The sequence below is a fragment of the Nocardioides sp. SR21 genome, assembly GCF_022761125.1.
Lineage (GTDB): Bacteria > Actinomycetota > Actinomycetes > Propionibacteriales > Nocardioidaceae > Nocardioides.
Window position 1 is genome coordinate 155,905 of record NZ_JAKWJR010000009.1, and the last position, 25,316, is coordinate 181,220.

General features: G+C 72.3%; 26 protein-coding genes. 20 read left to right on the top strand and 6 right to left on the bottom strand.

From position 1 onward, the window contains the following. Positions 1–74: 74 nt before the first annotated feature. Together MJ604_RS17820 and MJ604_RS17825 are read left to right on the top strand one after the other, a co-directional pair. Complete coding sequence (locus MJ604_RS17820; RefSeq protein ID WP_243059913.1) at positions 75–497, top strand: hypothetical protein; 423 nt, start codon at positions 75–77, stop codon at positions 495–497. A gap of 130 nt (positions 498–627) precedes the next feature. Continuing rightward, entirely contained in the window at positions 628–1,458 is an 831-nt protein-coding gene (locus MJ604_RS17825; RefSeq protein WP_243059914.1) for a patatin-like phospholipase family protein, read from the top strand. 53 nt (positions 1,459–1,511) lie between these two features. Here MJ604_RS17825 and MJ604_RS17830 read toward each other — a convergent pair whose 3' ends face one another. Further along, positions 1,512–1,916 (bottom strand): PPOX class F420-dependent oxidoreductase, encoded by a 405-nt coding sequence (locus tag MJ604_RS17830; RefSeq protein ID WP_243059915.1) that lies wholly within the window; start codon positions 1,914–1,916, stop codon positions 1,512–1,514. 46 nt (positions 1,917–1,962) lie between these two features. Between MJ604_RS17830 and MJ604_RS17835 the strand changes: the two genes are divergently transcribed. Beyond that, entirely contained in the window at positions 1,963–2,154 is a 192-nt protein-coding gene (locus tag MJ604_RS17835; protein WP_243059916.1) for a hypothetical protein, read from the top strand. Positions 2,155–2,167: 13 nt separating this feature from the next. On the opposite strand, the gene MJ604_RS17840 is transcribed toward MJ604_RS17835, so the two are convergent. Then, complete coding sequence (locus MJ604_RS17840; protein WP_243059918.1) at positions 2,168–2,989, bottom strand: methyltransferase domain-containing protein; 822 nt, start codon at positions 2,987–2,989, stop codon at positions 2,168–2,170. 266 nt (positions 2,990–3,255) lie between these two features. Between MJ604_RS17840 and pyrR the strand changes: the two genes are divergently transcribed. From pyrR to metK, 13 genes are all read left to right on the top strand, one after another. Further along, on the top strand, positions 3,256–3,822 hold the full coding sequence (gene pyrR / locus MJ604_RS17845) for a bifunctional pyr operon transcriptional regulator/uracil phosphoribosyltransferase PyrR (RefSeq protein ID WP_243059920.1): 567 nt from the start codon (positions 3,256–3,258) through the stop codon (positions 3,820–3,822). Then, positions 3,819–4,760, top strand: coding sequence for an aspartate carbamoyltransferase catalytic subunit (locus tag MJ604_RS17850; protein ID WP_243059923.1), 942 nt, complete (start codon positions 3,819–3,821; stop codon positions 4,758–4,760). Before pyrR ends, MJ604_RS17850 begins: the two co-directional genes overlap by 4 nt. Beyond that, entirely contained in the window at positions 4,757–6,043 is a 1,287-nt protein-coding gene (locus MJ604_RS17855) for a dihydroorotase (protein ID WP_243059924.1), read from the top strand. Before MJ604_RS17850 ends, MJ604_RS17855 begins: the two co-directional genes overlap by 4 nt. Then, positions 6,043–7,155 carry a glutamine-hydrolyzing carbamoyl-phosphate synthase small subunit gene (gene carA, locus MJ604_RS17860; RefSeq protein WP_243059926.1) on the top strand — a complete coding sequence of 371 codons (1,113 nt, stop codon included), beginning with the start codon at positions 6,043–6,045 and terminating at the stop codon, positions 7,153–7,155. Before MJ604_RS17855 ends, carA begins: the two co-directional genes overlap by 1 nt. Next, the gene (gene carB, locus MJ604_RS17865) at positions 7,142–10,447 is read left to right on the top strand and encodes a carbamoyl-phosphate synthase large subunit (protein ID WP_243059927.1); all 3,306 of its coding nucleotides are present in this window, start codon (positions 7,142–7,144) and stop codon (positions 10,445–10,447) included. The genes carA and carB overlap by 14 nt, the downstream gene beginning before the upstream one ends. An 11-nt stretch (positions 10,448–10,458) precedes the next feature. After that, on the top strand, positions 10,459–11,481 hold the full coding sequence (locus MJ604_RS17870; protein WP_374458359.1) for a quinone-dependent dihydroorotate dehydrogenase: 1,023 nt from the start codon (positions 10,459–10,461) through the stop codon (positions 11,479–11,481). After that, on the top strand, positions 11,478–12,305 hold the full coding sequence (gene pyrF / locus MJ604_RS17875; protein WP_243059930.1) for an orotidine-5'-phosphate decarboxylase: 828 nt from the start codon (positions 11,478–11,480) through the stop codon (positions 12,303–12,305). Before MJ604_RS17870 ends, pyrF begins: the two co-directional genes overlap by 4 nt. After that, positions 12,302–12,733 (top strand): hypothetical protein, encoded by a 432-nt coding sequence (locus MJ604_RS17880; protein ID WP_243059931.1) that lies wholly within the window; start codon positions 12,302–12,304, stop codon positions 12,731–12,733. The genes pyrF and MJ604_RS17880 overlap by 4 nt, the downstream gene beginning before the upstream one ends. 809 nt (positions 12,734–13,542) lie before the next feature. Beyond that, entirely contained in the window at positions 13,543–13,863 is a 321-nt protein-coding gene (mihF, locus tag MJ604_RS17885) for an integration host factor, actinobacterial type (protein WP_243059933.1), read from the top strand. 7 nt (positions 13,864–13,870) lie between these two features. Beyond that, the gene (gene gmk / locus MJ604_RS17890) at positions 13,871–14,440 is read left to right on the top strand and encodes a guanylate kinase (protein WP_308194156.1); all 570 of its coding nucleotides are present in this window, start codon (positions 13,871–13,873) and stop codon (positions 14,438–14,440) included. A gap of 11 nt (positions 14,441–14,451) precedes the next feature. Then, positions 14,452–14,784: a DNA-directed RNA polymerase subunit omega gene (rpoZ, locus tag MJ604_RS17895; protein ID WP_308194154.1), complete on the top strand. Its 333-nt coding sequence runs from the start codon at positions 14,452–14,454 to the stop codon at positions 14,782–14,784. Positions 14,785–14,788: 4 nt separating this feature from the next. After that, positions 14,789–16,051, top strand: a complete 1,263-nt coding sequence (gene coaBC, locus MJ604_RS17900) for a bifunctional phosphopantothenoylcysteine decarboxylase/phosphopantothenate--cysteine ligase CoaBC (RefSeq protein WP_243059996.1) — start codon at positions 14,789–14,791, stop codon at positions 16,049–16,051. A gap of 169 nt (positions 16,052–16,220) precedes the next feature. Continuing rightward, positions 16,221–17,411: a methionine adenosyltransferase gene (gene metK / locus MJ604_RS17905; protein WP_243059936.1), complete on the top strand. Its 1,191-nt coding sequence runs from the start codon at positions 16,221–16,223 to the stop codon at positions 17,409–17,411. A gap of 23 nt (positions 17,412–17,434) precedes the next feature. On the opposite strand, the gene MJ604_RS17910 is transcribed toward metK, so the two are convergent. Next, complete coding sequence (locus MJ604_RS17910; protein WP_243059937.1) at positions 17,435–18,439, bottom strand: Calx-beta domain-containing protein; 1,005 nt, start codon at positions 18,437–18,439, stop codon at positions 17,435–17,437. A 129-nt stretch (positions 18,440–18,568) separates the two neighbouring features. Between MJ604_RS17910 and MJ604_RS17915 the strand changes: the two genes are divergently transcribed. The 4 genes from MJ604_RS17915 to MJ604_RS17930 are packed head-to-tail and all read left to right on the top strand — an operon-like array spanning position 18,569 to position 23,428. Beyond that, positions 18,569–20,590 (top strand): primosomal protein N', encoded by a 2,022-nt coding sequence (locus MJ604_RS17915; protein WP_243059939.1) that lies wholly within the window; start codon positions 18,569–18,571, stop codon positions 20,588–20,590. 21 nt (positions 20,591–20,611) lie between these two features. Further along, complete coding sequence (def, locus tag MJ604_RS17920) at positions 20,612–21,157, top strand: peptide deformylase (protein ID WP_243059940.1); 546 nt, start codon at positions 20,612–20,614, stop codon at positions 21,155–21,157. Then, on the top strand, positions 21,157–22,080 hold the full coding sequence (gene fmt / locus MJ604_RS17925) for a methionyl-tRNA formyltransferase (protein WP_243059942.1): 924 nt from the start codon (positions 21,157–21,159) through the stop codon (positions 22,078–22,080). The genes def and fmt overlap by 1 nt, the downstream gene beginning before the upstream one ends. Next, a complete protein-coding gene (locus MJ604_RS17930; protein ID WP_243059943.1) occupies positions 22,073–23,428 on the top strand; it encodes an RsmB/NOP family class I SAM-dependent RNA methyltransferase in 1,356 nt (451 codons plus the stop codon). The genes fmt and MJ604_RS17930 overlap by 8 nt, the downstream gene beginning before the upstream one ends. Here the strand turns inward: MJ604_RS17930 and MJ604_RS17935 are convergent. From MJ604_RS17935 to MJ604_RS17945, 3 genes are read right to left on the bottom strand one after another with little or no spacing between them, the layout of a single operon-like run. Next, positions 23,425–24,000 (bottom strand): hypothetical protein, encoded by a 576-nt coding sequence (locus tag MJ604_RS17935; RefSeq protein ID WP_243059945.1) that lies wholly within the window; start codon positions 23,998–24,000, stop codon positions 23,425–23,427. The genes MJ604_RS17930 and MJ604_RS17935 overlap by 4 nt on opposite strands. Then, positions 24,000–24,506: a SigE family RNA polymerase sigma factor gene (locus tag MJ604_RS17940; protein WP_243059947.1), complete on the bottom strand. Its 507-nt coding sequence runs from the start codon at positions 24,504–24,506 to the stop codon at positions 24,000–24,002. The genes MJ604_RS17935 and MJ604_RS17940 overlap by 1 nt, the downstream gene beginning before the upstream one ends. A 47-nt stretch (positions 24,507–24,553) precedes the next feature. Next, positions 24,554–25,288 carry an AAA family ATPase gene (locus tag MJ604_RS17945; protein ID WP_243059948.1) on the bottom strand — a complete coding sequence of 245 codons (735 nt, stop codon included), beginning with the start codon at positions 25,286–25,288 and terminating at the stop codon, positions 24,554–24,556. Positions 25,289–25,316: the final 28 nt, after the last annotated feature.

A 25,316-nucleotide genomic window follows, 5' to 3' on the forward strand; every position in this document is an offset into this window, starting at 1 on the left:
GCTCGGTGGTCGTTGGAGGGGAGCGGCGCGTGCCGCACCCGCCCTCGGGCGGATCCGAATCTCCGGAGGACACCATGATCAAACTCGCCGCTCTTCTCAGTGCGGGCGCTGCGGTGGCTGCGCTGGGCGTCGTACCCGCCGCCCACGCGACCGTCATCGACGGCCCCAGCGGTGACTGCGCCGTCACCGCCAAGTGGTCCAAGCCGAGCTCCACGACCGTCAAGGTCACCTGGACGACGAGGTGCGACAGCGCGTACTACGGGATCCAGAACGGGGTCACCCTGCACCCCGCGAAGGGCTCCGGCCAGGCGGAGACCCGCACCAGCTTCTGCCACGCGAAGGAACGACAGGTCAAGACCTGCTCGACCTCGGTCACGATCTCCGATCCGGGCGGCCGCCAGGACTACGTGTCGATCGACGAGGTCTACCTCGACGACTCCTACTACGAGCTCGACTGGCAGTCGGCCGGGTGGAGCAGGTCCACCTTCACCGGCTGACCCTCGCCCATCGAGGAGCGCGGGGGCCGGGTCAGCGCCGGTTCCCGCGCTCTTAACCCGCGGTTCCTTCAGCAGCCGCCGAACCGGCCGATGCGATCTGTGACACATCGGACCGACCGAGGAGGCTGCCATGACGCGACGCGACATCTTCGTGCTGTCCGGCGGCGGGTCCCGTGGCGCCGGACAGGTCGGGATGCTGCGCGCGCTGCTGGCCGCCGGTGTCGTCCCTGACCAGGTCGTCGCCGGCTCGGTCGGCTCGCTGAACGGCTGCTACCTGGCCGCCGACCCGACGCCCGCGCAGGTCGAGCGGCTCGCCGGGGTCTGGGCCTCGATGCGGGCCTCCACGCTCACCGGGCCGCGTCGGTCGATGGTGGCGAACCTGGCCACGATGCGTCCGTACCTCTTCTCGAACCGGGCGCTGCGGGAGCTGATCGCTCGGCTGGTCCCCAGCCACCGCCTCGAGGACCTCGCCGTCCCGGTGCGGATCGCGACGACCGACCTGCTGACCGGCCTCCCGGCGCACCACGACACGGGCTACCTGCCCGACGTGCTGTGCGCCTCCGCGGCCCTGCCCGGCCTGCTCCCGCCGGTCCGGCTCCGGGGCGGCCGTGCGCACGTGGACGCCGGCGTCGCGGAGAACGTGCCGGTGTCGGGCGTCGAGGGACTGGCCGCTCCGGGTGACCGGGTCTGGATCCTCGACGTCACCAAGTGCCCCCGCGAGCTGCGCCGGCTGCGCACCCCGGTCGACGTGGTGGTGGCGGCCCTGGCGGGCTCGATCACCAACCGCCCGACCATGGCGGTGCCGGCCGGTGTCGAGGTGGTGCACCTCAAGCTCGACGAGCGCTACGACTGCGGCCCGGTCTTCGACTTCAGCCACACCGCCACGTTGATCGAGATGGGGGAGCAGACAGCCGCCCAGGCGCTCACCGCGGATCGCGGTGGGCTGTCGCTGGCCGGCTAGCGCCTCGGCTCAGCTCCGGCTCAGCTCCGGCTCAGCTCCGGCTCAGCTCCGGCTCAGCTCCGGGCGGCGCCCCATCCGTGCCAGCGCTCGACCTCCATCCACGCGCTCGTGCGCGGGCTCTCCCGGTTCGGGTACTCCTTGCCGGAGTACAGCACGCTCAGCCGATCGATGTCGGCGAGCTCCTCGTCGGCGTACATCTCCGTGATCCGGCCGACGAGTGACACATGGGTGTACCAGCTCTCGTCGTCGAGCACGGTCAGGCTGACCCGCGGATCCCGTCGCAGGTGTCCGAGCCGGACCCGGGTGTCGTCCATGTTCAGCAGGATCCGGTCGCCGTCGAGCAGGTACCAGGTCGCGACCGACACGGGTGCGCCGTCGGTGCGTAGGGTGGCGACCACAGCCGGGTTCGGCTTCGCCAGCAGGTCGCGGAGGTCGTCGGGGAACGGCATCTCAGGCATGAGCTCACTCAACCACGCGCCGACGCGGAGTGGTTGAGTGTGCGCCATGACGAAGCCGATGTGGGTCGTGGCGGGCGCGGTGCTCGTGCTGATGGGCCTGGTGTGGACCCTGCAGGGGTTCGACGTGATCGAGGGCAGCGCGATGAGCGGCTCGACGACCTGGGCGATCGTCGGGCCGGTCGTGGTCCTCATCGGCGCCGGGCTGGCGTGGGTGGGACTCCGCGGTCGCCAGCGCTGAGCGGTGGCGACCGTCACGGGGCGGCCGGTTCCTCCGCCGCCCGGATGCGACGCAGGTGCCGCCGCCGACGCGCGCGGATGACGGCCGGGTCCTGGGGGCTGGTCCCGTCGACGTTCCTGTTCTCGGCCACCCAGGTGACGCGGCCTCCACTCCGGTAGGCGCCCATGGCGCGGCGGCGCTTGAGGCTCGGGTGCTCCTCGATGAGCGTCGCCCACGGGAACCTGCGGACGACGTCGAAGTCGTAGACGTCCAACATCGTCGCCAGCGCACTCGGTGAGGGATGTCCCACGAGCATGAGGTTGTTGTACGCCTGGTCGCTCTCCACCGCCTGTCCCTCGACGTCCACCCGGTCGACGCCGAGGAAGATGACCTTCGAGTCGGTGACGGTGACCTTGGTGTCGACGACGACGTGCCGCGGCCCGAGCCCTCGGATGCCGCCGAGCAGCTCGGAGTACCGCAGCGTGTGGTAGACGAACCCGAGGCACAGGACGACGTCGAACCGGCCCAGCTCGTGCTCGTCGGGTCCAGCGAGGACGTCGAAGATGTCTCCGCCGATGAACCGGTACCGGTCGTCCGGAACACCGTTCTTCCGGAGGTTCTCGTACGCCCGCTCGACGAACTCCGGACGTCCCTCGACCCCGACCACCTGCTCGGCGCCGGCCTCGAGCGCGGCCATGCTCCACCGACCGTCGTGACTCGCGATGTCGAGCACCCGAGCACCCACGAGGAGGTCGCTGTTGCTCTCGATCATCGCGTGGTGGCGCCAGTTCAGCCGCACGGTCGTGCTCGCCGTGTTGCTGGTCTCCTTGAACTCAGGATGGTCATCGAAGAACATTCATCCTCCTGGTGGATGAGCGCACCTGCACCCGCAGCCGACCACAGGTAGCGCCGGTTGTCCACGTCGGTCCGTCCGCAGCCGCTCGCAGCGGGTCGTCCGCCCCTCGGCTGCCTCTGGACCCGGGTGAGGCGGACGACCCGTCCCACGCAGTGGGAAGCAGCCGCTCCCGGTTCGGTCGCGACCCCCGGAGCGGGGTAGGGTTCACCTCGATCGACATCCTTTAACGAGCCGTCCTGAGAGGCGGAGAAGGAGGTCCGAGGCTGTTGCCTACGCACCCTCAACCTGAGTCCGACGGGGCTCGCGTGGTCCTCGACGACCGCGACATCGTCCGGGCTCTGACCCGCATCTCGCACGAGATCCTCGAGCGCAACAAGGGCGCCGACGACCTCGTCCTCCTCGGGATCCCCAGCCGCGGCGTACCGCTCGCGCAGCGGATCGCCGAGCGGATCGCCTCCGTGGAGGGGTACGACGTACCGGTCGGCTCGCTCGACGTGACGATGTACCGCGACGACCTGCGGCTGAAGCCGGCCCGCGCGCTGCTGCACACCGAGATCCCGGCCGGCGGCATCGACGGCAAGGTCGTCGTCCTCGTCGACGACGTGCTGTTCTCCGGCCGCACCATCCGCGCCGCGCTGGACGCGCTCAACGACATCGGCCGCCCGAAGGCGGTCCGGCTCGCGGTCCTCGTCGACCGGGGCCACCGCGAGCTGCCGATCCGCGCCGACTTCGTCGGCAAGAACCTGCCCACCTCGCTGGTCGAGCGGGTGAAGGTGACCCTCGCCGGCATCGACGACGCCGACGCCGTCACGATCCAGGGAGTTGTCCAGTGAAGCGGCACCTGCTGAGCGCGGCCGACCTGAGCCGCGACGACGCCGAGCTGGTCCTGTCGACCGCCGAGGAGATGCGCTCGCTGGCGGACCGGCCGATCAAGAAGCTGCCCGCGCTGCGCGGCCGCACGGTCGTCAACCTGTTCTTCGAGGACTCCACCCGCACCCGGATCAGCTTCGAGGCGGCGGCCAAGCGGCTGAGCGCCGACGTCATCAACTTCGCGGCCAAGGGCTCGAGCCTCTCCAAGGGCGAGAGCCTCAAGGACACCGCGCTGACGCTCGAGGCGATGGGCGCGGACGCGGTCGTCGTCCGGCACGGCGCCAGCGGTGCCCCGCACCGGCTGGCGCACTCCGGCTGGGTCCGGTCGAACGTCGTGAACGCCGGCGACGGCACCCACGAGCACCCGACCCAGGCGCTGCTGGACGCGTTCACGATGACGCGCCACCTCGGCGCGCTCGACGGACGCAGGATCGTCATCGTCGGCGACGTGCTGCACAGCCGGGTCGCCCGCTCGAACGCGCTGCTGCTGCACACGCTGGGCGCCGAGGTGACGCTGGTCGCGCCGCCGACGCTGCTGCCGGTCGGCATCGAGAACTGGCCCGTCGAGACGTCGTACGACCTGGACTCGGCGCTGCCGAAGGCGGACGCCGTGATGATGCTGCGGGTCCAGCGGGAGCGGATGCACGGCGGGTTCTTCCCGACCGCGCGCGAGTACTCCCGCCGCTACGGTCTCGACGGCCGCCGGATGGCGAGCCTCCAGGACCACACCATCGTCATGCACCCCGGCCCGATGGTCCGCGGCATGGAGATCACCGCGGACGTCGCCGACAGCGACCGGTCCGTCATCGTCGAGCAGGTCACCAACGGCGTCGCCGTGCGGATGGCCGTCCTGTACCTGCTGCTGGGCGGCTCCGAGCCCGCCGTCGGAGGAGAAGAGTGAGCACCAACTACCTGATCAAGAACGTCTCGGTCCTGGGCGGTACGCCGACCGACCTGCTGCTGCAGGACGGCGTGATCGCCGACGGGGCGGACGCCCCGGACGACGCCGAGGTCATCGACGGGACCGGGCTGATCGCGCTGCCCGGTCTGGTCGACCTGCACACGCACCTGCGCGAACCGGGCCGTGAGGACGCCGAGACCGTCGAGTCCGGCACCCGGGCCGCCGCGCTCGGCGGCTTCACCGCCGTTCACGCGATGGCGAACACCGAGCCGGTCGCGGACACCGCGGGCGTCGTCGAGCAGGTCTGGCGGCTCGGCCGCGAGGCCGGCCACTGCGACGTCTTCCCGGTCGGTGCCGTCACCGTCGGCCTGCAGGGCACCCAGCTCGCCGAGCTCGGCGCGATGGCCGACTCCGCTGCGCGGGTCCGCGTGTTCTCGGACGACGGCAAGTGCGTGCACGACCCGGTGCTGATGCGCCGGGCGCTGGAGTACGTCAAGGCGTTCGACGGCGTCGTCGCCCAGCACGCCCAGGAGCCGCGGCTCACCGAGGGCGCGCAGATGAACGAGGGCGAGCTGTCCGGCCGCCTCGGGCTGGCCGGCTGGCCGGCGGTCGCCGAGGAGGCGATCATCGCCCGCGACGTGCTGCTCGCCGAGCACGTCGGCTCGCGCCTGCACGTGTGCCACCTGAGCACCGCCGGCTCGGTCGAGATCGTGCGCTGGGCCAAGGCGAAGGGCGTCGACGTCACCGCGGAGGCCTGCCCCCACCACCTGCTGCTGACCGACGAGCTCGCGGCGACGTACGACCCGATCTACAAGGTCAACCCACCGCTGCGCTCGGCCGCCGACGTGGAGGCGGTCAAGGCCGGCCTGGCCGACGGCACCATCGACATCGTCGCCACCGACCACGCGCCGCACCCGCACGAGGACAAGGACTGCGAGTGGGCGGCCGCCGCGTTCGGCATGCTCGGCCTCGAGACCGCGCTCTCGATCGTGCAGCAGACGATGGTCGACACCGGCCTGCTCGACTGGGCCGGTGTCGCCGAGCGGATGTCCTACAACCCGGCGCGGATCGGCCGGATCTCCGACCAGCACGGCCGCCCGGTGGAGGTGGGGGAGCCGGCCAACGTCGTGCTCTACGACCCCCGCGCGACCCGCACCGTCGACCCGGCCGAGTCCGCGAGCCTGAGCCGCAACACGCCGTACCGCGGCATGGAGCTGCCGGGCCGGGTGGTCGCGACGTTCCTGCGCGGCAAGGCGACCGTGCTCGACGGGAAGGTCCTCTGATGGCGATCCTGGTGCTCGAGGACGGGCGCACCTTCCACGGCGAGTCGTACGGCGCGAAGGGCGAGACGTTCGGCGAGGCGGTCTTCAACACCGGCATGACCGGCTACCAGGAGACACTCACCGACCCGTCGTACCACCGTCAGGTCGTCGTGATGACCGCGCCCCACATCGGCAACACGGGCGTCAACGACGAGGACCCGGAGAGCAGCAGGATCTGGGTCGCCGGGTACGTCGTGCGCGACCCCGCCCGCCGCGCGTCGAGCTGGCGCTCGCGGCGCAGCCTCGACGAGGAGCTGGTCGCGCAGGGCGTCGTCGGCATCTCCGGCATCGACACCCGGGCGCTGACCCGGCACCTGCGCGAGCGTGGCGCGATGCGCGTCGGCATCTCCTCGACCGAGACCGACCCGGCTGCGCTGCTGGAGCGGGTGAAGGCGTCCGGCGAGATGGCCGGCTCCGAGCTCGCGTCCGAGGTCTCGACGCAGGAGGCGTACGTCGTCCCGGCGATCGGCGAGAAGAAGTACACCGTCGCCGCGCTCGACCTCGGCATCAAGGGGATGACGCCGCACCGGATGGCCGAGCGCGGCATCGAGGTGCACGTGCTGCCCGCGACCGCGACGCTCGAGGAGGTCAAGGCGGTCGCCCCGGACGGGTTGTTCTACTCGAACGGCCCGGGCGACCCCGCCGCGACCACGCACCAGGTCGAGGTGCTGCAGGGAGCGCTCGCCGACGAGATCCCGTACTTCGGCATCTGCTTCGGCAACCAGCTGTTCGGCCGCGCGCTCGGCTTCGGCACCTACAAGCTGAAGTACGGCCACCGCGGCATCAACCAGCCGGTGATGGACCGCACCACCGGCAAGACCGAGGTGACCGCGCACAACCACGGCTTCGCCGTCGACGCGCCCCTCGAGGGCAGCACCACCACGCCGTACGGCGAGGCGAGCGTCAGCCACGTGTGCCTGAACGACGACGTGGTCGAGGGCCTCGAGCTGCGCGACGCCGCCGGCAGGCTCAAGGGCTTCTCCGTCCAGTACCACCCCGAGGCCGCGGCCGGCCCGCACGACGCCGCCTACCTCTTCGACCGTTTTGTGGAGCTGATGAATGCCGAAGCGTGATGACATCAAGTCCGTGATGGTGATCGGCTCCGGGCCGATCATCATCGGTCAGGCCTGCGAGTTCGACTACTCCGGCACCCAGGCCTGCCGCGTGCTCAAGGCCGAGGGCCTCCGGGTGATCCTGGTGAACTCCAACCCGGCCACGATCATGACCGACCCGGAGTTCGCGGACGCGACGTACGTCGAGCCGATCACCCCGGACTTCGTCGAGAAGGTGATCGCCAAGGAGCGCCCCGACGCGCTGCTGCCGACGCTGGGCGGCCAGACCGCGCTCAACGCCGCGATCGCGCTGCACGAGAACGGCGTGCTCGAGAAGTACGGCGTCGAGATGATCGGCGCCAGCTTCGACGCCATCCACCGTGGCGAGAACCGCGAGCTCTTCAACGCGATCGTGCACAAGGTCGGCGGCGAGGTCGCTCGCAGCTTCGTGTGCCACACGCTCGAGGACTGCGAGAAGGCCACCGTCGAGCTCGGCTACCCGGTCGTCGTGCGCCCCTCGTTCACGATGGGCGGCACCGGCTCCGGCATCGCGTACGACGAGGCGGACCTGGCCCGGATCGCCGGCGCCGGCCTGGCCGCGAGCCCGACCACCGAGGTGCTGATCGAGGAGTCGATCATCGGGTGGAAGGAGTACGAGCTGGAGGTGATGCGCGACAAGGCCGACAACGTCGTGATCATCTGCTCGATCGAGAACTTCGACCCGATGGGCGTGCACACCGGCGACTCGATCACGGTCGCGCCGGCGATGACGCTGACCGACCGCGAGTACCAACACCTGCGCGACCTGGCGATCGACATCATCCGCGAGGTCGGCGTCGACACCGGCGGCTGCAACATCCAGTACGCCGTGAACCCGGTCGACGGCCGGGTCATCGTGATCGAGATGAACCCGCGGGTGTCCCGGTCCTCCGCCCTCGCGAGCAAGGCGACCGGCTTCCCGATCGCGAAGATCGCGGCCAAGGTCGCGATCGGCTACACGCTCGACGAGATCCCCAACGACATCACGATGCGCGCCGACGGCTCCAGCACGCCCGCGGCGTTCGAGCCCACGCTCGACTACGTGGTCGTGAAGGTGCCGCGCTTCGCGTTCGAGAAGTTCCCGGGCGCCGACCCGACGCTGACCACCCACATGAAGTCGGTCGGCGAGGCGATGGCGATCGGCCGCAACTTCACCGAGGCGCTGCAGAAGGCGTTGCGCTCGCTGGAGTCCAAGGACGCGCTGTTCGACTGGCACCAGGAGTGGGTCGAGCTCGACAAGCCCGCCCTGCTCGAGGCGATCCGCACGCCGCACGACGGGCGCCTCAAGAAGGTCATGGACGCGATCCGGGCCGGCGCGACGCCGGAGGAGGTCTTCGACGCGACCGGCATCGACCCGTGGTTCGTCGACCAGCTGATGCTGATCAACGAGATCGCCGCCGAGGTCACCGCCGCGCCCGAGCTCACGCCCGAGCTGCTGCGCAAGGCCAAGCGGCACGGCTTCTCCGACGTGCAGATCGGCAAGATCCGCGGCATGACCGCCGACGTCGTGCGCGGCGTCCGGCACGCGCTGGGGATCCGGCCGGTCTTCAAGACCGTCGACACGTGCGCCGCCGAGTTCGCGGCGGCCACGCCGTACCACTACTCGTCGTACGACGAGGAGACCGAGGTCGCGCCCCGCGAGAAGACCGCGGTGATCATCCTCGGCTCCGGGCCGAACCGGATCGGGCAGGGCATCGAGTTCGACTACTCGTGCGTGCACGCCTCGCTGACGCTGTCCGAGGCCGGCTACGAGACGATCATGGTCAACTGCAACCCGGAGACCGTGTCGACCGACTACGACACCTCCGACCGCCTCTACTTCGAGCCGCTGACGCTCGAGGACGTGCTCGAGATCGTGCACGCGGAGGAGCAGGCCGGACCGGTCGCAGGGGTCATCTGCCAGCTCGGTGGGCAGACCCCGCTGGGGCTCGCGCAGGGGCTCAAGGACAACGGCGTCACGGTCGTCGGCACCTCGCCCGAGGCGATCCACCTGGCCGAGGAGCGCGGCGCGTTCGGCGCGGTGCTCGCCGACGCCGGGCTGCCGGCGCCGAAGTACGGCATGGCGACCAGCTACCCGGACGCGCAGCGGATCGCCGGCCAGATCGGCTACCCGGTCATGGTGCGCCCGTCGTACGTCCTCGGCGGTCGGGGCATGGAGATCGTGTACGACGACGCCTCGCTGGAGTCCTACATCGCGCGCTCGACCGAGATCGGCCCGTCGCACCCGGTCCTCGTCGACCGGTTCATCGACGACGCGGTCGAGATCGACGTGGACGCGCTGTACGACGGCGAGGAGCTCTTCCTCGGCGGCGTCATGGAGCACATCGAGGAGGCCGGCATCCACTCCGGCGACTCGTCGTGCGCGCTGCCCCCGATCACCCTCGGCGCGGCCGAGATCGCCCGGATCCGTACGGCGACCGAGTCGATCGCCCGCGGTGTCGGGGTGCGCGGCCTGCTGAACATCCAGTTCGCGCTGGGCTCCGACGTGCTCTACGTCCTCGAGGCCAACCCGCGCGCCAGCCGCACGGTGCCGTTCGTGTCGAAGGCGACCGCGACCCCGCTTGCGAAGGCCGCGGCCCGCGTGATGATGGGGGAGTCGATTGCCGAGCTGCGAGCGGCCGGCCTGCTGCCCGCGACCGGGGACGGTGGCCTGCTGCCGGCCGACCAGCCGATCGCGGTCAAGGAGGCGGTGATGCCGTTCAACCGGTTCCGCACCCCCGACGGCAAGCAGGTCGACACGGTGCTCGGGCCGGAGATGAAGTCGACCGGCGAGGTGATGGGCTTCGACGCCGACTTCGGCACCGCCTTCGCGAAGGCGCAGGCCGGCGCGTTCGGCCCGCTGCCCACCAGCGGCAAGGTGTTCGTGAGCATGGCCAACCGCGACAAGCGGCACATGATCTTCCCGATCAAGGTGCTGGCCGAGCACGGCTTCGAGATCCTCGCGACCCAGGGCACCGCCGAGGTGCTGCGCCGCAACGGCGTGGAGACCACGGTCGTGCGCAAGCACTACGAGGGCTCCGGCCCGGCCGGTGAGCCGACGACGGTGCAGATGATCCTGGACGGCGAGATCGACCTGGTGATCAACACCCCGAACGGCTCGGCCAGCGGCGGCTCCACCCGCGCCGACGGCTACGAGATCCGCACGGCCTCGGTGGTCGCGAACATCCCGTGCATCACGACCGTGCAGGGGCTCGGCGCCGCGGTGCAGGGCATCGAGGCGATCCGGCGGGGCGAGATCGGCGTGCGGTCGCTGCAGGACTGGGCGACCCGGTGACCTACCGACTCCTGTTCGACAAGGTCCTGACGCGGACGGACCCGGAGAAGGCGCACCACACGGCGTTCCGGGCGATCCGCGCGGCGCGTCCGGTGACCGGCCTGCGCGGTACGCCCGGGAACCCGGTCGCGGCGCTGGGGCTGACGTTCCCCAACGTGCTGGGGCTGGCCGCCGGCTTCGACAAGAACGCGGTCGGCATCGACGGCCTCGGCGCGCTGGGCTTCGGCCACGTGGAGATCGGCACGGTCACCGGCGAGGCGCAGCCGGGGAACCCGCAGCCGCGGCTGTTCCGGCTGCCCGACGACCGCGCGGTGGTCAACCGGATGGGCTTCAACAACGACGGCGCCGAGGTGGTGGCCGCTCGTCTCGCGGCCCGCGCCGAGTCCTTCGGTGGTCGAGCGGGCGTATCGAGAACTGGCCCGGTCCTCGGGGTCAACATCGGCAAGTCCAAGGTCGTCCCGGAGGACGAGGCGGTCCGCGACTACGAGAAGTCCGCGCGGCTGCTCGCGCCGCACGCGGACTACCTGGTCGTCAACGTCAGCTCGCCGAACACGCCGGGGCTGCGCAACCTCCAGGCGGTCGAGAAGCTCGAGCCGATCCTGACCGCGGTGCAGGCGATCGCCGCCCAGGGTGACCGGCGCGTGCCGCTCCTGGTCAAGATCGCGCCGGACCTCGCCGACGACGACGTGCTCGGCGTCGCCGACCTCGCGCTCGCGATCGGCCTGGACGGCATCATCGCGACGAACACCACGATCTCGAGGGCGGGTCTGCGCACCTGCGCGGAGCGGGTGGAGCAGATCGGCGCCGGCGGCCTGTCCGGGCGCCCGCTCACCGACCGCTCCTGCGACGTGGTCCGGCTGCTGCGCGGCCGGGTCGGGCCGGACCTCACGCTGATCGGTGTCGGTGGCATCACCACGGTCGCCGACGCGCAGGCGAGGCTGGACGCGGGCGCGACGCTGCTCCAGGGATACACCGCGTTCATCTACGAGGGCCCGCTGTGGCCCCGGCGGATCGTCAAGGGAGTGCAGGAATGACACCTTCCCCCACGAAGGCCTTCGGTGCTCGCCTCCACGCGGCCATCGAGGACCGCGGCCCGTTCTGTGTCGGCGTCGACCCGCACGCCGCGCTGCTCCAGGAGTGGGGACTCGACGACGACGTCGCCGGACTGGAGCGGTTCGCGCTGACGACCGTCGAGGCGGTGGCGCCGTACGTCTCGGTGATCAAGCCGCAGTCGGCGTTCTACGAGCGCTTCGGCAGCCGGGGGATCGCGGTGCTGGAGCGGGTGATCGCGGAGTCCCGCGCCGCCGGCGCGCTGGTGCTGCTCGACGTCAAGCGCGGCGACATCGGCTCGACCAGCCAGGCGTACGCCGACGCGTACCTCGACCCGACCTCGCCGCTCGCGTCCGACGCGATCACGGTCAGTCCGTTCCTCGGGTTCGGCTCGCTCGACCCGATCATCGACACCGCGCACCGTCACGGCGGCGGCGTGTTCGTGCTCGCGCTGACCTCCAACAAGGAGGGGCCGGAGGTCCAGCACGCGAGTGTGGACGAGGGCACCGTCGCCGGCCGGATGCTCGACCACCTGCGTCGCCTCAATGCCGACGCCGAGCCGCTCGGCTCGTTCGGCGCGGTCGTCGGCGCGACGATCGGGTCCACCGACGAGGACCTCGCGTTCAACGGCCCGGTGCTCGCGCCCGGCTTCGGCGCCCAGGGCGGCACGATCGACGACGTACGCCGCCTCTTCGGCTCGGCCGCCGCGGTCCTGCCGAGCTCGTCGCGCGAGGTGCTCCGCCTCGGCCCCGACCGGCAGGCGATGGCCGACTTCGTGCGGCGCACCAACGAGGAGCTCCGGGCGTGAGGCGAGTCCTGGTCGCGGCTCTCCTGCTCCCGCTGCTCGCGGGGTGCGGGTCCGACCAGGACGACTACTGCGACGCGGTCGCCGACCGCCAGCAGGAGCTGAGCGACATCGTCGGCAGCGGCGAGCCGGACGCGCTGCTCCAGGCGCTCGACGTCTTCCAGCAGCTGCAGGACCGGGCGCCCGACGACATCAGCGACGAGTGGCAGCAGCTGGTCGGCCGCATCGAGGCGCTCCAGGACGCCCTGGACGACGCGGGCGTGGATGCGGCGACGTACGACCGCGACGACCCGCCCGCCGGGCTGAGCGACGAGCAGGCGGCCGCCATCGACGCCGCGGCCAAGGAGCTGGGCAGCGGCACCACGCTGCGGGCGCTGCAGGACCTCGACCAGCAGGCCCGCGACGTGTGCAAGACCCCGCTCACGCTCTGACGGGTCAGCCGGCCCGGCCCGGCCCGGGTGGGCGGTGTGCTGGCAACCGTTTCGGGCTGGGGAACGGTTGCTGAGGCACCGCCGGTGCGACCCGGCCCGGGTGGGCGGTGTGCTGGCAACCGTTTCGGGCTGGGGAACGGTTGCTGAGGCACCGCCGGTGCGACCCGGCCCGGGTGGGCGGTGTGCTGGCAACCGTTTCGGGCTGGGGAACGGTTGCTGAGGCACCGCCGGTGCGACCCGGCCTCGGTGGGCGGTGTGCTGGCAACCGTTTCGGCCTGGGGAACGGTTGCTGAGGCACCGCCCGGCCCGGCCCCGGCCAGGGTGGGCGGTGAGCTGGCAACCGTTTCGGCCTGGAGAACGGTTGCTGACGCACCGCCGGCCCGGCCCAGCCCCGGTGGGCGGTGAGCTGGCAACCGTTTCGGCCTCGAGAACGGTTGCTGACGCACCGCCGGCCCGGCCCAGCCCCGGTGGGCGGTGAGCTGGCAACCGTTTCGGCCTCGAGAACGGTTGCTGACGCACCGCCGGCCCGGCCCAGCCCCGGTGGGCGGTGAGCTGGCAACCGTTTCGGCCTCGAGAACGGTTGCTGACGCACCGCCGGCCCGGCCCGGCCTCGGTGGGCGGTGGGCTGGCAACCGTTTCGGCCCGGAGAACGGTTGCTCACGCACCGCCGGCCAGCCGGCCCACCACCCAGCCCCCGCGACGTGTGCCAGACCCCACCGACGCAGTGGTCGTACGGCCCGCATGGCGCGGTGGACGCGACTCTGACTAGGGTGAGCCCACTGTCCACCCTCAGCAGCAAGGACCCGCACGTGGCTCTGCCCCCGCTCACCCCCGAACAGCGCCAGGCGGCGCTCGAGAAGGCCGCCGCCTCCCGCAGGGAGCGGGCCGAGGTGAAGAACCGGCTCAAGAACTCCGGCGCCTCGATCTCCGACGTGATCGAGGAGGGCCAGCGCAACGAGGTCATCGGCAAGATGAAGGTCGTCGACCTGCTGCAGTCGATGCCGGGCCTGGGCAAGGTGCGCGCGCGTCAGCTGATGGAGCGGCTCGGCATCGCCGAGAGCCGCCGGGTCCGTGGTCTCGGTGCCAAGCAGGTCGCGGCGCTCGAGAAGGAGTTCGCCGGGCGTGAGTGACACGCCGATCCGGCGCTCGCGCCTCGTCGTGCTCGCCGGGCCGACCGCGGTCGGCAAGGGCACGGTGGCCGCCGAGGTGCGGCGTACCCACCCCGAGGTCTGGATCTCGGTGTCCGCGACCACCCGCGCTCCGCGTCCGGGGGAGGAGAACGGCGTCCACTACTGGTTCGTCTCCGACGAGGAGTTCGACCGGATGGTCGCCGAGGACGACCTGCTCGAGTGGGCGGTCGTGCACAAGGCGGCGCGGTACGGCACGCCGCGGCAGCCCGTGGACCTCGCGCTGGCCTCCGGCCACCCCGCGATGCTCGAGATCGACCTCCAGGGCGCCCGCCAGGTCCGCGAGACCATGCCGGACGCACTGTTCGTCTTCCTGGCACCCCCGTCGTGGGAGGAGCTGGAGCGCCGCCTGGTCGGCCGGGGCACCGAGACCGAGGAGGAGCGGGCCCGCCGGTTGGCGACCGCGGAGGTCGAGATGGCCGCCGAGACGGAGTTCGATGTGACGATCGTCAACCACGAAGTTCACGATGCTGCGGAGCAGTTGGTAGCCTTGATGGAGCAAACCCCAACTGATCTGTGAGGCGTCCAAGCGTGTCTGCTCCCACCATCGCCGCCGAGGGTGTCACCAACCCCTCGATCGACGACCTGCTCACCAAGACCGACAGCAAGTACAAGCTGGTGCTCTACAGCGCCAAGCGTGCCCGCCAGATCAACGCCTACTACTCCCAGCTCGGCGAGGGCCTGCTGGAGTACGTCGGCCCGCTCGTCGACACCCACGTCCAGGAGAAGCCCCTCTCGATCGCGCTCCGCGAGATCAACGAGGACCTCCTGACCTGTGAGGACATCGACCCGGCCGAGCTCGCCGCCGAGGAGGCCGCCGCGAAGGCCGCCGCCGCCGACGCGGGCAACTCCATCAGCGAGTGATCCGCTGACCACCAGCACCACGCACGAGGCCGCTTCCCCTGGGGGGGAGCGGCCGCGTGTCGTTCTCGGCGTCTCCGGCGGGATCGCGGCGTACAAGGCCTGTGAGCTGCTCCGCCAGTTCACCGAGTCCGGCCACGACGTGACCGTCGTGCCGACCGCGGCCGCCCTGGAGTTCGTCGGCGCCCCGACCTGGTCGGCGTTGTCCGGCAAGCCGGTCTCCTCCGACGTGTGGAGCAACGTCCACGAGGTGCCGCACGTGCGGATCGGCCAGTCCGCCGACCTGGTCGTCGTCGCCCCGGCCACCGCCGACGTACTGGCGAAGGCCGCCCACGGCCTCGCCGACGACCTGCTCACCAACACGCTGCTCACCGCCCGCTGCCCGGTCGTGTTCGCCCCGGCGATGCACACCGAGATGTGGGAGCACCCGGCCACGCAGGCGAACGTCGCCACGCTCCGCGAGCGCGGCGCCCTCGTCATCGAGCCGGCCGAGGGCCGCCTCACCGGCAAGGACACCGGCAAGGGCCGGCTGCCCGAGCCGGTGGAGATCTTCGACGTGTGCCGCGAGGTCCTCACCCGGGGTACGACGGGCGCGCTCGACCTCGCCGGCCGCCGGGTCGTCGTGTTCGCCGGCGGCACCCGTGAGTACCTCGACCCGGTCCGCTTCCTCGGCAACCGCTCCTCGGGCCTCCAGGGCTACGCGCTGGCCCGCGCGGCGGCCGCCCGCGGCGCCGAGGTCACCCTGGTGGCCGCAAACGTCGCGCTGCCCGACCCGGCGGGCGTGAAGGTCGTCCGCGTCGAGACCACGAGCCAGCTGCGCGACGAGGTCGTCAGCGCGGCCGCTGCGGCCGACGCCGTCGTGATGGCCGCCGCGCCGGCCGACTTCCGGCCGACCGACCCGAGCGGCACGAAGATCAAGAAGGCCGCCGACGGCTCCGCCCCGGCGATCACCCTGGCCCAGAACCCGGACATCCTCCACGAGATCAGCACCCAGCGCGCTCGCGCCGGGCAGGTGATCGTCGGCTTCGCCGCCGAGACCGGGGACGACACCGGCTCGGTCCTCGACCTGGCCCGCGCCAAGCTCGCCCGCAAGGGCTGCGACCTGCTCGTCGTCAACGACGTGAGCGGGGGAGCGGTGTTCGGCAGCCCTGAGAACGAGGCCGTGATCCTCGGCGCCGACGGCGCCGCGGTCGAGGTTCCGCGTGGCTCGAAGGGCGCGCTGGCGCATGTCATCTGGGACGAAGTAGCTCGACGACTTCCTTCTGCTTAGGGCGTCGCCGGAGGGGCGTCGTCGCGGCCCGTGCTCCGGGTCCGTGCCTCGCAAGGCGCCGGCGCGAAGCCGTACTGGTCGTCCAGCGAGCGACGGCAACGCCGCAAGCTGCGTGCACGGAGTGCGGGACGCCCGACGGGCCTTCGGTGCCTCCCATTAAGGTGTGCGCATGACTGGACGTTTGTTCACCTCGGAGTCCGTGACCGAGGGCCACCCCGACAAGATCGCCGACCAGATCAGCGACTCCGTGCTCGACGCGATGCTCGAGCAGGACCCGCACAGCCGGGTCGCGGTCGAGACCCTCCTGACCACCGGTCTGGTGGTGGTGGCCGGCGAGGTGACGACGTCCGGCTACGTGGACATCAAGCAGAAGGTCCGCGACCGGATCCTCGAGATCGGCTACGACTCGTCCCTCAAGGGCTTCGACGGCGCGTCCTGCGGCGTCATGGTCGCCATCGGCGGCCAGTCGGGCGACATCGCCCAGGGCGTCGACACCGGCCACGAGAGCCGCACCGGCTCCGTGGACGCGATGGACAAGCAGGGCGCCGGCGACCAGGGCCTGATGTTCGGCTACGCGTGCGACGACACCGACGTGCTGATGCCGCTGCCGATCGTGATCGCCCAGCGCCTCGCCGAGCAGCTCACGGCGGTCCGCAAGGACGGCACGCTGCCGTACCTCCGTCCCGACGGGAAGACCCAGGTCACGATCGAGTACGACGCCGACAACCGCCCGGTGCGGGTCGACACGGTCGTGCTCTCCTCGCAGCACGACGAGGACACCCAGCTCGACACCCTCGAGGCCGACGTGAAGAAGCACGTCATCGACCCGGTGCTGTCGACGTTCGACATCCCCTCCGACGGCTACCGGCTGCTCGTGAACCCGACCGGACGCTTCGTCGTCGGCGGCCCGATGGGCGACGCCGGCCTCACCGGCCGCAAGATCATCGTCGACACGTACGGCGGCATGGCCCGCCACGGTGGCGGCGCGTTCTCCGGCAAGGACCCGTCGAAGGTCGACCGCTCGGCCGCCTACGCCATGCGCTGGGTCGCCAAGAACGTCGTGGCCGCCGGCCTCGCCACCCGCTGCGAGGCGCAGGTCGCGTATGCGATCGGCAAGGCCCAGCCGGTCGGTGTCTTCATCGAGACGTTCGGCACCGGTGTCGTCGAGGACGAGAAGATCCAGCAGGCCGTGCTCGAGGTCTTCGACCTGCGCCCGGCCGCGATCATCCGCGACCTCGACCTGCTGCGCCCGATCTACGCGAAGACCGCGGCGTACGGCCACTTCGGCCGGGAGCTCCCCGAGTTCACCTGGGAGCGCACCGACCGCGCCGACGCGCTGAAGGCCGCCGCCGGGCTCTGACCCGACGACGGCCCCGGTGAGGGTCAGGCGGGTGCCTGGAGAGCACGCAGCTCCCCGATGACGTCGAGCTGGTAGGTGTCCAGCCCGTGCTCGTCGGTGGAGTTGTCCTCGAGCACGTGGTGGTCGAAGACGACCCCGGACGCCCGGACCTTGCCGGGCGCCTCCTGCAGCGCGAACCGCTCCTCGTTCTCGTACTCCGAGGGCACGCAGACCTGGCCGTCGAACGCGTACGACGTCCCGTCGGTGTGCCCGGAGACCACGGTGTGCAGGTACGGCTTCTGGCCGAGGTTGCCGGGGTGCTGTGGGAAGAAGCTCTGCAGCACGAGGTTGCCCTCGCTGCCGGCGACGTCGGTGTCGGGGTGCGGCTCGGTGAAGAACGTGCCCTTGCCGCTGTAGGTCTCCTTCTCGACGGTGCGGCACTCCGCGTCGGGGCGCCGGTCCTCCAGCAGGCGGGATCCCGTGAGCTCCCACTCGCCGTACCCGTTGTCGTACCAGGCCGTGCCCTGGTTGAACGAGGTGACCTGCGGCCGGAAGACGAGGGTCCAGGTCTCGATGGTGTGGAAGCCGTTCGCCTCCTGCTCCCACCGCTCGGTGATCTCCAGCTGGCCGCCGTAGGCGTAGAGGTCGTCGTCGATCAGCGCGACGGTCGCGCGCTTCCGGGCGGCCTTCGCCCCTCTGGCGACGTAGTCCACGTAGAAGTGCTCGGTCTGCTCGCTCTCGAGGTCGTCGAGGATCTTCACCTCGACCTTCTTCACACGCTCGCCCGCGGCGAACACGACCTTCCCCGAGGCGGCGTGGTAGTCGCTGCCGGCCTTCGCGGTGCCCTCGGCGGTCGTCCAGGTGACGGTGACCGGCCTGGTCGGCCTGCGGTCCAGGCGGATCTCGAGCTTCGCGTTCGGGGCCAGGGTGGTCTCGCCCGCGGTGGTGTCGAAGACACTCACCACCGGCGGCTTGGCGGGCTTCGCGACGGCCGGGGTGCCGCTCAGGGCGAGGCCGGTGGCGGCCAGGATGACGAGAGTCGTGCGCATGGGATCTCCTCCGAGTCGTGGGTACGAAGCGTTGGTGGCGCCGAGACGGCCGTGCGGCCCATCCGCCGGCTCATGTCGAGGGAGTGGTCTGGACCGCGGTGGTCGGCGCTCGCTGGTAGAACTGCGCCCATGACCGACCCGCAACCCGAGCTGCTGCCGGGGATGGTCCGGGCCACGGTCAAGGAGTCGCAGGCCAAGGCGCGGGCCACCCGCGCCCGCAAGGCCGCCGAGGCGGAGCCGGCCGCGGTGGACCCCGTCGCGCAGGTGCTGGTCGACCTGCCGCTGGCACACCTCGACCGGCCCTTCGACTACGCCGTCCCCGCCTCGATGGCCGAGACCGCGGTCCCGGGTGCGCGGGTGAAGGTGCGGTTCGCCGGCCAGGACGTCGACGGGTACGTCGTCGCCCGCGTCGCGACGTCCGACCACACCGGCAAGCTCGCGCCGTTGCGTCGCGTGGTCAGCCCCGAGCCTGTCCTCGCGCCGCAGGTCGCGGCGCTCTCGGCCGACCTCGCCGAGCGGTACGCCGGCTCGCGCGCCGACGTGCTGCGCCTCGCCGTACCCGCCCGGCACGCGACCACGGAGAAGGAGCCGTCGCCACCCGCCGAGCCGTCCGTCCGCGACGCGAAGGCGGGCGAGGCGGCCTGGGCCGACCACCTCCCCGGGGCGGCCTTCCTCCGTCACCTCACCGAGGGCGCCACGCCACGCGCCGTCTGGACCGCCGCCCCCGCGACCGACTGGGCGCTGCTCCTCGCACACGCCGTGGCCGCCGTCGTGGCCGCCGGGCGCGGGGCGCTGGTGTGCGTGCCCGACGGCAAGGACGTCGCGCGGGTCGACCGGGCGCTCACCGACGTGCTCGGTCCCGACCGGCACGTCACGCTGACCGCCGACTCCGGTCCCGCCCGCCGCTACCGCGACTTCCTCGCGGTCAGCCGCGGCGCGCGGAAGGTCGTCGTCGGCACCCGTGCGGCCGGCTTCGCGCCCGTCCACGACCTCGGCCTGGTCGCGATCTGGGACGACGGCGACGACCTGCACGCCGAGCCGCGTGCGCCGTACCCTCACACCCGCGACACGCTGCTGCTGCGCGCGGAGCGCGAGGGCGCGGCGGCGCTGCTCGGCGGCTTCGTGCGCACCGTCGAGGGCGAGTACCTCCTCCGCACGGGCTGGGCCCGCGAGCTCACCCCGACCCGCGAGGCCCGTCGCCGGGTCACGGTGGCGATCGCCGGGGAGCCGGCGTTCCGCGACGTGCAGGCACGCGGCGCCCGGGTGCCGCGCGAGGTCCACCTCGCGATCCGCGAGGCGATCGAGCACGGGCCGGTGCTCGTGCAGACGCCGCGGCTCGGGTACGCCAGCGCCCTCGCCTGCGAGCGCTGCCGGACGCCCGCGCGCTGCGAGGCCTGCCAGGGCCCGCTGGCGCTGACCGGCCCGACGACCCCGCCCGCGTGCCGCTGGTGCGGCTCCGAGGCGGAGGCGTGGGCGTGCAAGGAGTGCGGCCACCGTGGGCTGCGTGCCCCGGTGCTCGGTGACGCGCGCACCGCCGAGGAGCTCGGGCGCGCGTTCCCTGGCGTCACCGTGCGCACCAGCTCCGGCGAGCAGGTGCTCGCGACCGTCGGTGCCAAGCCGCAGATCGTGGTCGCGACCCCGGGAGCCGAGCCCGTGGCCGAGGGCGGCTACGCCGCAGTCGTGCTGCTCGACACCTGGCTGCTGCTGTCCCGGATCGACCTGCGTGCCGACGAGGAGGCGCTGCGCCGCTGGGCCAACGCTGCGGCGCTGGCCCGCCCCGGCGGTCGCGTGGTCGCGGTCGGCGACCCCGCGCACCCGGCTCTCCAGGCGCTGGTGCGCTGGGACGCGGCCGGGTTCGCGGCTCGCGAGACCACCGAGCGCTCCGAGGCGCACCTGCCTCCGGTGAGCCGGCTGGCGACGATCACCGGTGAGCCGGGCGCGGTCGACGACGCGCTCACGCTGCTCGCCGCCCCCGAGAGCGCCGAGGTGCTCGGCCCGGTCGACCTCGGCGAGGGCGAGAGCCGGGTCGTCGTGCGCGTGCCGCGGGCCCGCGGCATGGAGCTCTCCCACGCCCTGGGGGAGCTCCAGCGGGTGCGGTCGAGCCGCAAGCTGGACGCCGTGCGCATCCAGGTCGATCCGTCGACGCTCTGACCCCATCCCTAGACTGCATCCGTGGCCATTCAGCCGATTCGCCTGTTCGGCGACCCGATCCTCCGCAAGCCCGCACTCGAGGTCGTCGACTTCGACAAGGAGCTGCGCAGGCTCGTGGAGGACCTCACCGACACGATGCTCGACGCTCCCGGGGCCGGCCTCGCGGCGCCCCAGATCGGGGTGGGACTTCGGGTCCTCACCTGGTACGTCGACGGCGAGCCCGGCCACCTCGTGAACCCGCAGCTCGACCTCTCGGCCGAGATCCAGGACGGCCCCGAGGGCTGCCTGTCGATCCCGGAGCTGACCTACGACTGCAAGCGCGCCCTCTCGGTCGTCGCCCGCGGTTTCAACATGCACGGCGACCCGGTGACCATCGAGGGCTCCGACCTGCTGGCCCGCGCCATCCAGCACGAGACCGACCACCTCGACGGCGTGCTGTTCATCGACCGCCTCGACACCGACGCTCGCAAGGCCGCGATGAAGGAGATCCGCGAGGCCGAGTGGTTCGGACTCGAGCAGCCGTTGGTGAAGATCTCGCCGCACGCCACCCGCGGACTGAGCATCTAGTGCGGATCGTCTTCGCCGGCACCCCCGAGGTCGCCGTCCCGTCCCTCGACGCGATCGCCGCGTCCGGCCACGAGCTGGTCGGCGTCGTCACCCGTCCCGATGCGCCGGCCGGCCGCGGTCGCAAGCTCGTCGCCAGCCCGGTCGGGCAGCGTGCCGAGGAGCTCGGCGTACCGGTCCTGAAGCCCGACCACCCGCGCGACCCGGAGTTCCAGGACGCGCTGCGCGCGCTGGAGCCCGACTGCTGCGCGGTCGTCGCGTACGGCGCCCTGCTCCCGCAGTCCGCGCTCGACATCCCGGTCCACGGCTGGGTGAACCTGCACTTCTCGGTGCTGCCCGCCTGGCGCGGCGCCGCGCCGGTGCAGCACTCGGTATGGGCCGGCGACGAGGTCACCGGCGCCTCCACGTTCCGCATCGTCAAGGAGCTCGACGCCGGTCCGGTGTTCGGCATCATGACCGAGCGGATCCGCCCCGGCGACACGTCGGGCGACCTGCTCGCCCGGCTCGCCGAGGGCGGCTCCGGGCTGCTGGTCAAGACCATGGACGGCATCGCCGACGGCACCCTCGAGGCGCGCGAGCAGCAGCTCGACGGGCTGTCGTACGCACCCAAGATCGAGACCGACGACGCCCGCATCGACTGGTCCCAGCCCGCCATCGCCATCGACCGGCAGATCCGCGCGTGCACGCCGGCGCCGGGCGCGTGGACGACGTACGACGGCGAGCGCCTCAAGCTCGGCCCGGTCACCGTCACCGACCTGGCCCTCCCGGCCGGCGAGGTCGCGGCGGGCAAGAACCGCGTCGTCGTCGGCACCGGCACGCACGCCGTGCTGCTCGGGGACGTCAAGGCGTTCGGCAAGAAGCAGATGCCCGCCGCCGACTGGGCGCGCGGTGTCCGCCTCGAGAGCGGTGCCGCGCTGGATGGCTAGCCGTCGTCCCACACTCGACCCGGCCCGCCTGGCCGCCCTGGAGGTGCTCAAGGCGGTGCGCGTCGACGACGCGTACACCAACCTGGTGCTGCCGTCGGTGCTCCGCCAGCACGGGCTCACCGGGCGCGACGCGGCCTTCGTGACCGAGCTCGTCTCCGGCACGATCCGGCGGCGCGGCACGTACGACGCGATCCTGGCTGCCTGCATCGACCGGCCGCTCGGCAAGGTCGAGGCGAAGGTGCTCGACGCGCTGCGGCTCGGCACCCACCAGCTGCTGTCGATGCGGGTGCCCGCACACGCCGCGATCAGCACGACCGTCGACCTGGTGCGCGCCAAGGTCAGCTCGGGCGCGGGGGGCTTCGCCAATGCCGTGCTCCGCAAGGTCGACGCCCGGGACCTCGACGCCTGGGTCGCGCGGGTCGCTCCGGACCCGACGAGGTCACCGAGCCGGCACGGCGCCATCGCGTACAGCCACCCCGGCTGGATCGTCGACGAGCTCCAGGCGGCGGTGGGCCCGGACGAGCTGTTCGCGCTGCTCGCGGCCGACAACGAGCCGCCCCGGGTGACGCTCGTGGCCAGGCCCGGGCGTGTCTCCCGCGACGAGCTGCCCGGCGAGCCGACGCCGTACTCGCCGTACGGCGTGACGCTGTCCGGTGGCGACCCGGGGGAGATCCCCGCCGTCGCCGACGGGCGCGCGGGCGTGCAGGACGAGGGCTCGCAGCTGGTCGCGATGGCGCTGGCCAACGCCCCGCTGGACGGCGCCGACGCGACCTGGCTCGACCTGTGCGCCGGCCCGGGAGGCAAGGCCGCGCTGCTCGCCGCGCTGGCCGGCGAGCGCGGGGCGAGCATGGTCGCCGCCGAGCGGCAGGAGCACCGCGCCCGCCTCGTTCAGCGTGCCCTGACCGGATCGCCCGGGGTGCGCGGCGTGGTCACGTCCGACGGCACCGCCCCGCCGTTCGCGCCCGGCAGCTTCGACCGGGTCCTGGTCGATGCGCCGTGCACCGGGCTCGGCGCGCTGCGCCGCCGGCCGGAGGCCCGGTGGCGCCGGCGCGCCGACGACCTGCTCGCCCTGGTGCTGCTCCAGCGCCGGCTGGTGTCCGCTGCGCTCGACCTGGCCCGGCCCGGGGGAGTCGTGCTCTACGCGACCTGCTCGCCGGTGCTCTCCGAGACCGAGGGCGTGGTGTCGTCGGTGCTCAGCACCCGCAGCGACGTCCGGCTCGAGGACGCCTCGGGCCTGCTGCCCGGGGTGCCCGACTGCGCCGGGCCGGTTCCCGGGACCGTCCAGCTGTGGCCGCACCGGCACGGCACGGACGCCATGTTCATGGCGCTGCTGCGGCGTACCGACTAGGAGACCTCGGGCACCCAGACGAGGCCGTTGCCGACCTCGTCGACCTCGGCCTGGGTGGTGCCCTTGGCCGGCGCCACGGTCGCGAACCACTCGCCGTGCACGCCGCTGACGAACGTGTGCACGCCGTCGAGGGAGTCCGCCTTGCCGGGGTCCAGGTACGCGTCGTGGTCGGCGGCCTCGCGCCAGTTCACGACCACCCAGGCGTCGTCCTTGCCGCACATGAACTTCTCGTCCATCGGCCTGTTGCACGTCCACCCGGGCGCGTCGACCGAGACCGGGGCGGCCCCCTTCGGCAGCACGGGGCTCTCCGTGGGCGGGGGAGGCGTGGGGGTCGGGTCGCTGGCGATCGGGGCCTGGTCGCCGGCGACCGGGTCGGAGCCCTGGAGCGCGGCGACCCCGACGACGACGGCCGCGACGCCCGCCGTCCCGGCGAGCACGGCGCCGACCCGGCGACGCCGCCGGATCCGCGCGCCGCTCCGGGACGAGAGCCGGACCAGCTCGTCGAGGTCGGGCTGCTCGTCGCTGACGCGCTCGCGCAGGGCGGCGCCGAGGGTGCTGTCGTGGTCGGTCATCAGGGGGTCCTCTCGGTCAGGTCGGCGCCGACGAGCGGCCGGAGTCGCTGCAGGGCGCGTCGGGATCGGGTGCGGACGGTCGTCTCGGTCATCCCGAGGTCACGGGCCGTCTCGGCGACGCTGCGGTCCTCCCAGTAGCGCAGCACCAGCACCGCCCGGTCGTGCGGCGGCAGCGCGGCGAGCGCGGCGAGGAGGTCCAGCCGGGTCGTGGGGTCGTCCTCGGGCGCGGCGTGCTCGCCCGCGAGGACCGCGTCCGCCGGCACCTCGCTGCTGCGTCGCAGCCGACGGTGCGAGAGGAACGCGTTGAGCAGGGTGGTCCGTGCGTAGGCGACCGGGTTCTCGGTCCTGGAGACCCGGCGCCAGGAGGCGAACATCCGCGCGTACGCCGTCTGGGTGAGGTCCTCGGCGAGGTGGTGGTCGGCCGTGAGCAGGAGCGCAGCGCGGTACAGCTGGGTCCCGGTCGCTCGCACGAACTCGGCGAACTGCGCGTCCTCGTGGCTGCTCACACTTCTCTGACTCCTCGACCCCGTGCTCGCGTTGCAGCCGATCGGGATCAGTCGAGGACGTGCCGCAGGTAGCGGCCCGGGGCGTCGAGGTACGACTTCCAGTGCTGCACCAGCTCGAGCTCCTCCCACGTCGTACGGCGCAGGCCCCAGTCGCCGACCTCGAGGATCGTGGCGCCGGTCATCGCCGCCAGGACCGGCGAGTGTGTCGCGCACAGCACCTGGCCGCCGGCGTCGACGATCCTGCCCAGCGCCCCGATCAGCGCGAGCGTGGACGAGAACGACAGCGCCGCCTCGGGCTCGTCGAGGCAGTAGAAGCCGGGGGAGTCGAAGCGGGTCCGCAGCACCTCGAGGAACGACTCCCCGTGGCTCATCTCGTGGTAGCTCGGTGGCGGCGGTCGGTCACCCGGAAGGCCCACGGCGGTGGACTCGCTGTAGGTGTACCAGCTGTGCATGGTCTCGGCGCGCAGGAAGAAGCCCCACTTCGGAGCGCCGATGCCGCGGCGCAGCGTCAGTGCGTTGCCGAGCGGCGACTCGGTGGCCCGGGTGGAGAAGTGGCCCTGGGCCGAACCACCCTCCGGCGACAGGCCGTACGCCGCGGCGACCGCCTCGACGATCGTCGACTTGCCCGACCCATTCTCGCCGACGAGGAACGTCACGAACGGCGACAGCTCGAGCCCCTCGCGCATGAGCTGGGCCACGGCCGGGATCGTCATCGGCCACGCGTCCTCCGGCAGGTCGTCGTCAGCGGAGACCCGGACGACGGGCGGCTGGTCGAAGTCCATGTCCGAACCGTAGGTGGTGCCGCCCCCT

Bases quoted from the DNA above. Each gene is read 5' to 3' on its own strand.
- MJ604_RS17820 (WP_243059913.1), top strand. From the start codon at position 75: ATGATCAAACTCGCCGCTCTTCTCAGTGCGGGCGCTGCGGTGGCTGCG.
- MJ604_RS17825 (WP_243059914.1), top strand. From the start codon at position 628: ATGACGCGACGCGACATCTTCGTGCTGTCCGGCGGCGGGTCCCGTGGC.
- MJ604_RS17830 (WP_243059915.1), bottom strand. From the start codon at position 1,916: ATGCCTGAGATGCCGTTCCCCGACGACCTCCGCGACCTGCTGGCGAAG.
- MJ604_RS17835 (WP_243059916.1), top strand. From the start codon at position 1,963: ATGACGAAGCCGATGTGGGTCGTGGCGGGCGCGGTGCTCGTGCTGATG.
- MJ604_RS17840 (WP_243059918.1), bottom strand. From the start codon at position 2,989: ATGTTCTTCGATGACCATCCTGAGTTCAAGGAGACCAGCAACACGGCG.
- carA (WP_243059926.1), top strand. From the start codon at position 6,043: ATGGCGATCCTGGTGCTCGAGGACGGGCGCACCTTCCACGGCGAGTCG.
- carB (WP_243059927.1), top strand. From the start codon at position 7,142: ATGCCGAAGCGTGATGACATCAAGTCCGTGATGGTGATCGGCTCCGGG.
- pyrF (WP_243059930.1), top strand. From the start codon at position 11,478: ATGACACCTTCCCCCACGAAGGCCTTCGGTGCTCGCCTCCACGCGGCC.
- metK (WP_243059936.1), top strand. From the start codon at position 16,221: ATGACTGGACGTTTGTTCACCTCGGAGTCCGTGACCGAGGGCCACCCC.
- MJ604_RS17910 (WP_243059937.1), bottom strand. From the start codon at position 18,439: ATGCGCACGACTCTCGTCATCCTGGCCGCCACCGGCCTCGCCCTGAGC.
- MJ604_RS17915 (WP_243059939.1), top strand. From the start codon at position 18,569: ATGACCGACCCGCAACCCGAGCTGCTGCCGGGGATGGTCCGGGCCACG.
- MJ604_RS17930 (WP_243059943.1), top strand. From the start codon at position 22,073: ATGGCTAGCCGTCGTCCCACACTCGACCCGGCCCGCCTGGCCGCCCTG.
- MJ604_RS17935 (WP_243059945.1), bottom strand. From the start codon at position 24,000: ATGACCGACCACGACAGCACCCTCGGCGCCGCCCTGCGCGAGCGCGTC.
- MJ604_RS17945 (WP_243059948.1), bottom strand. From the start codon at position 25,288: ATGGACTTCGACCAGCCGCCCGTCGTCCGGGTCTCCGCTGACGACGAC.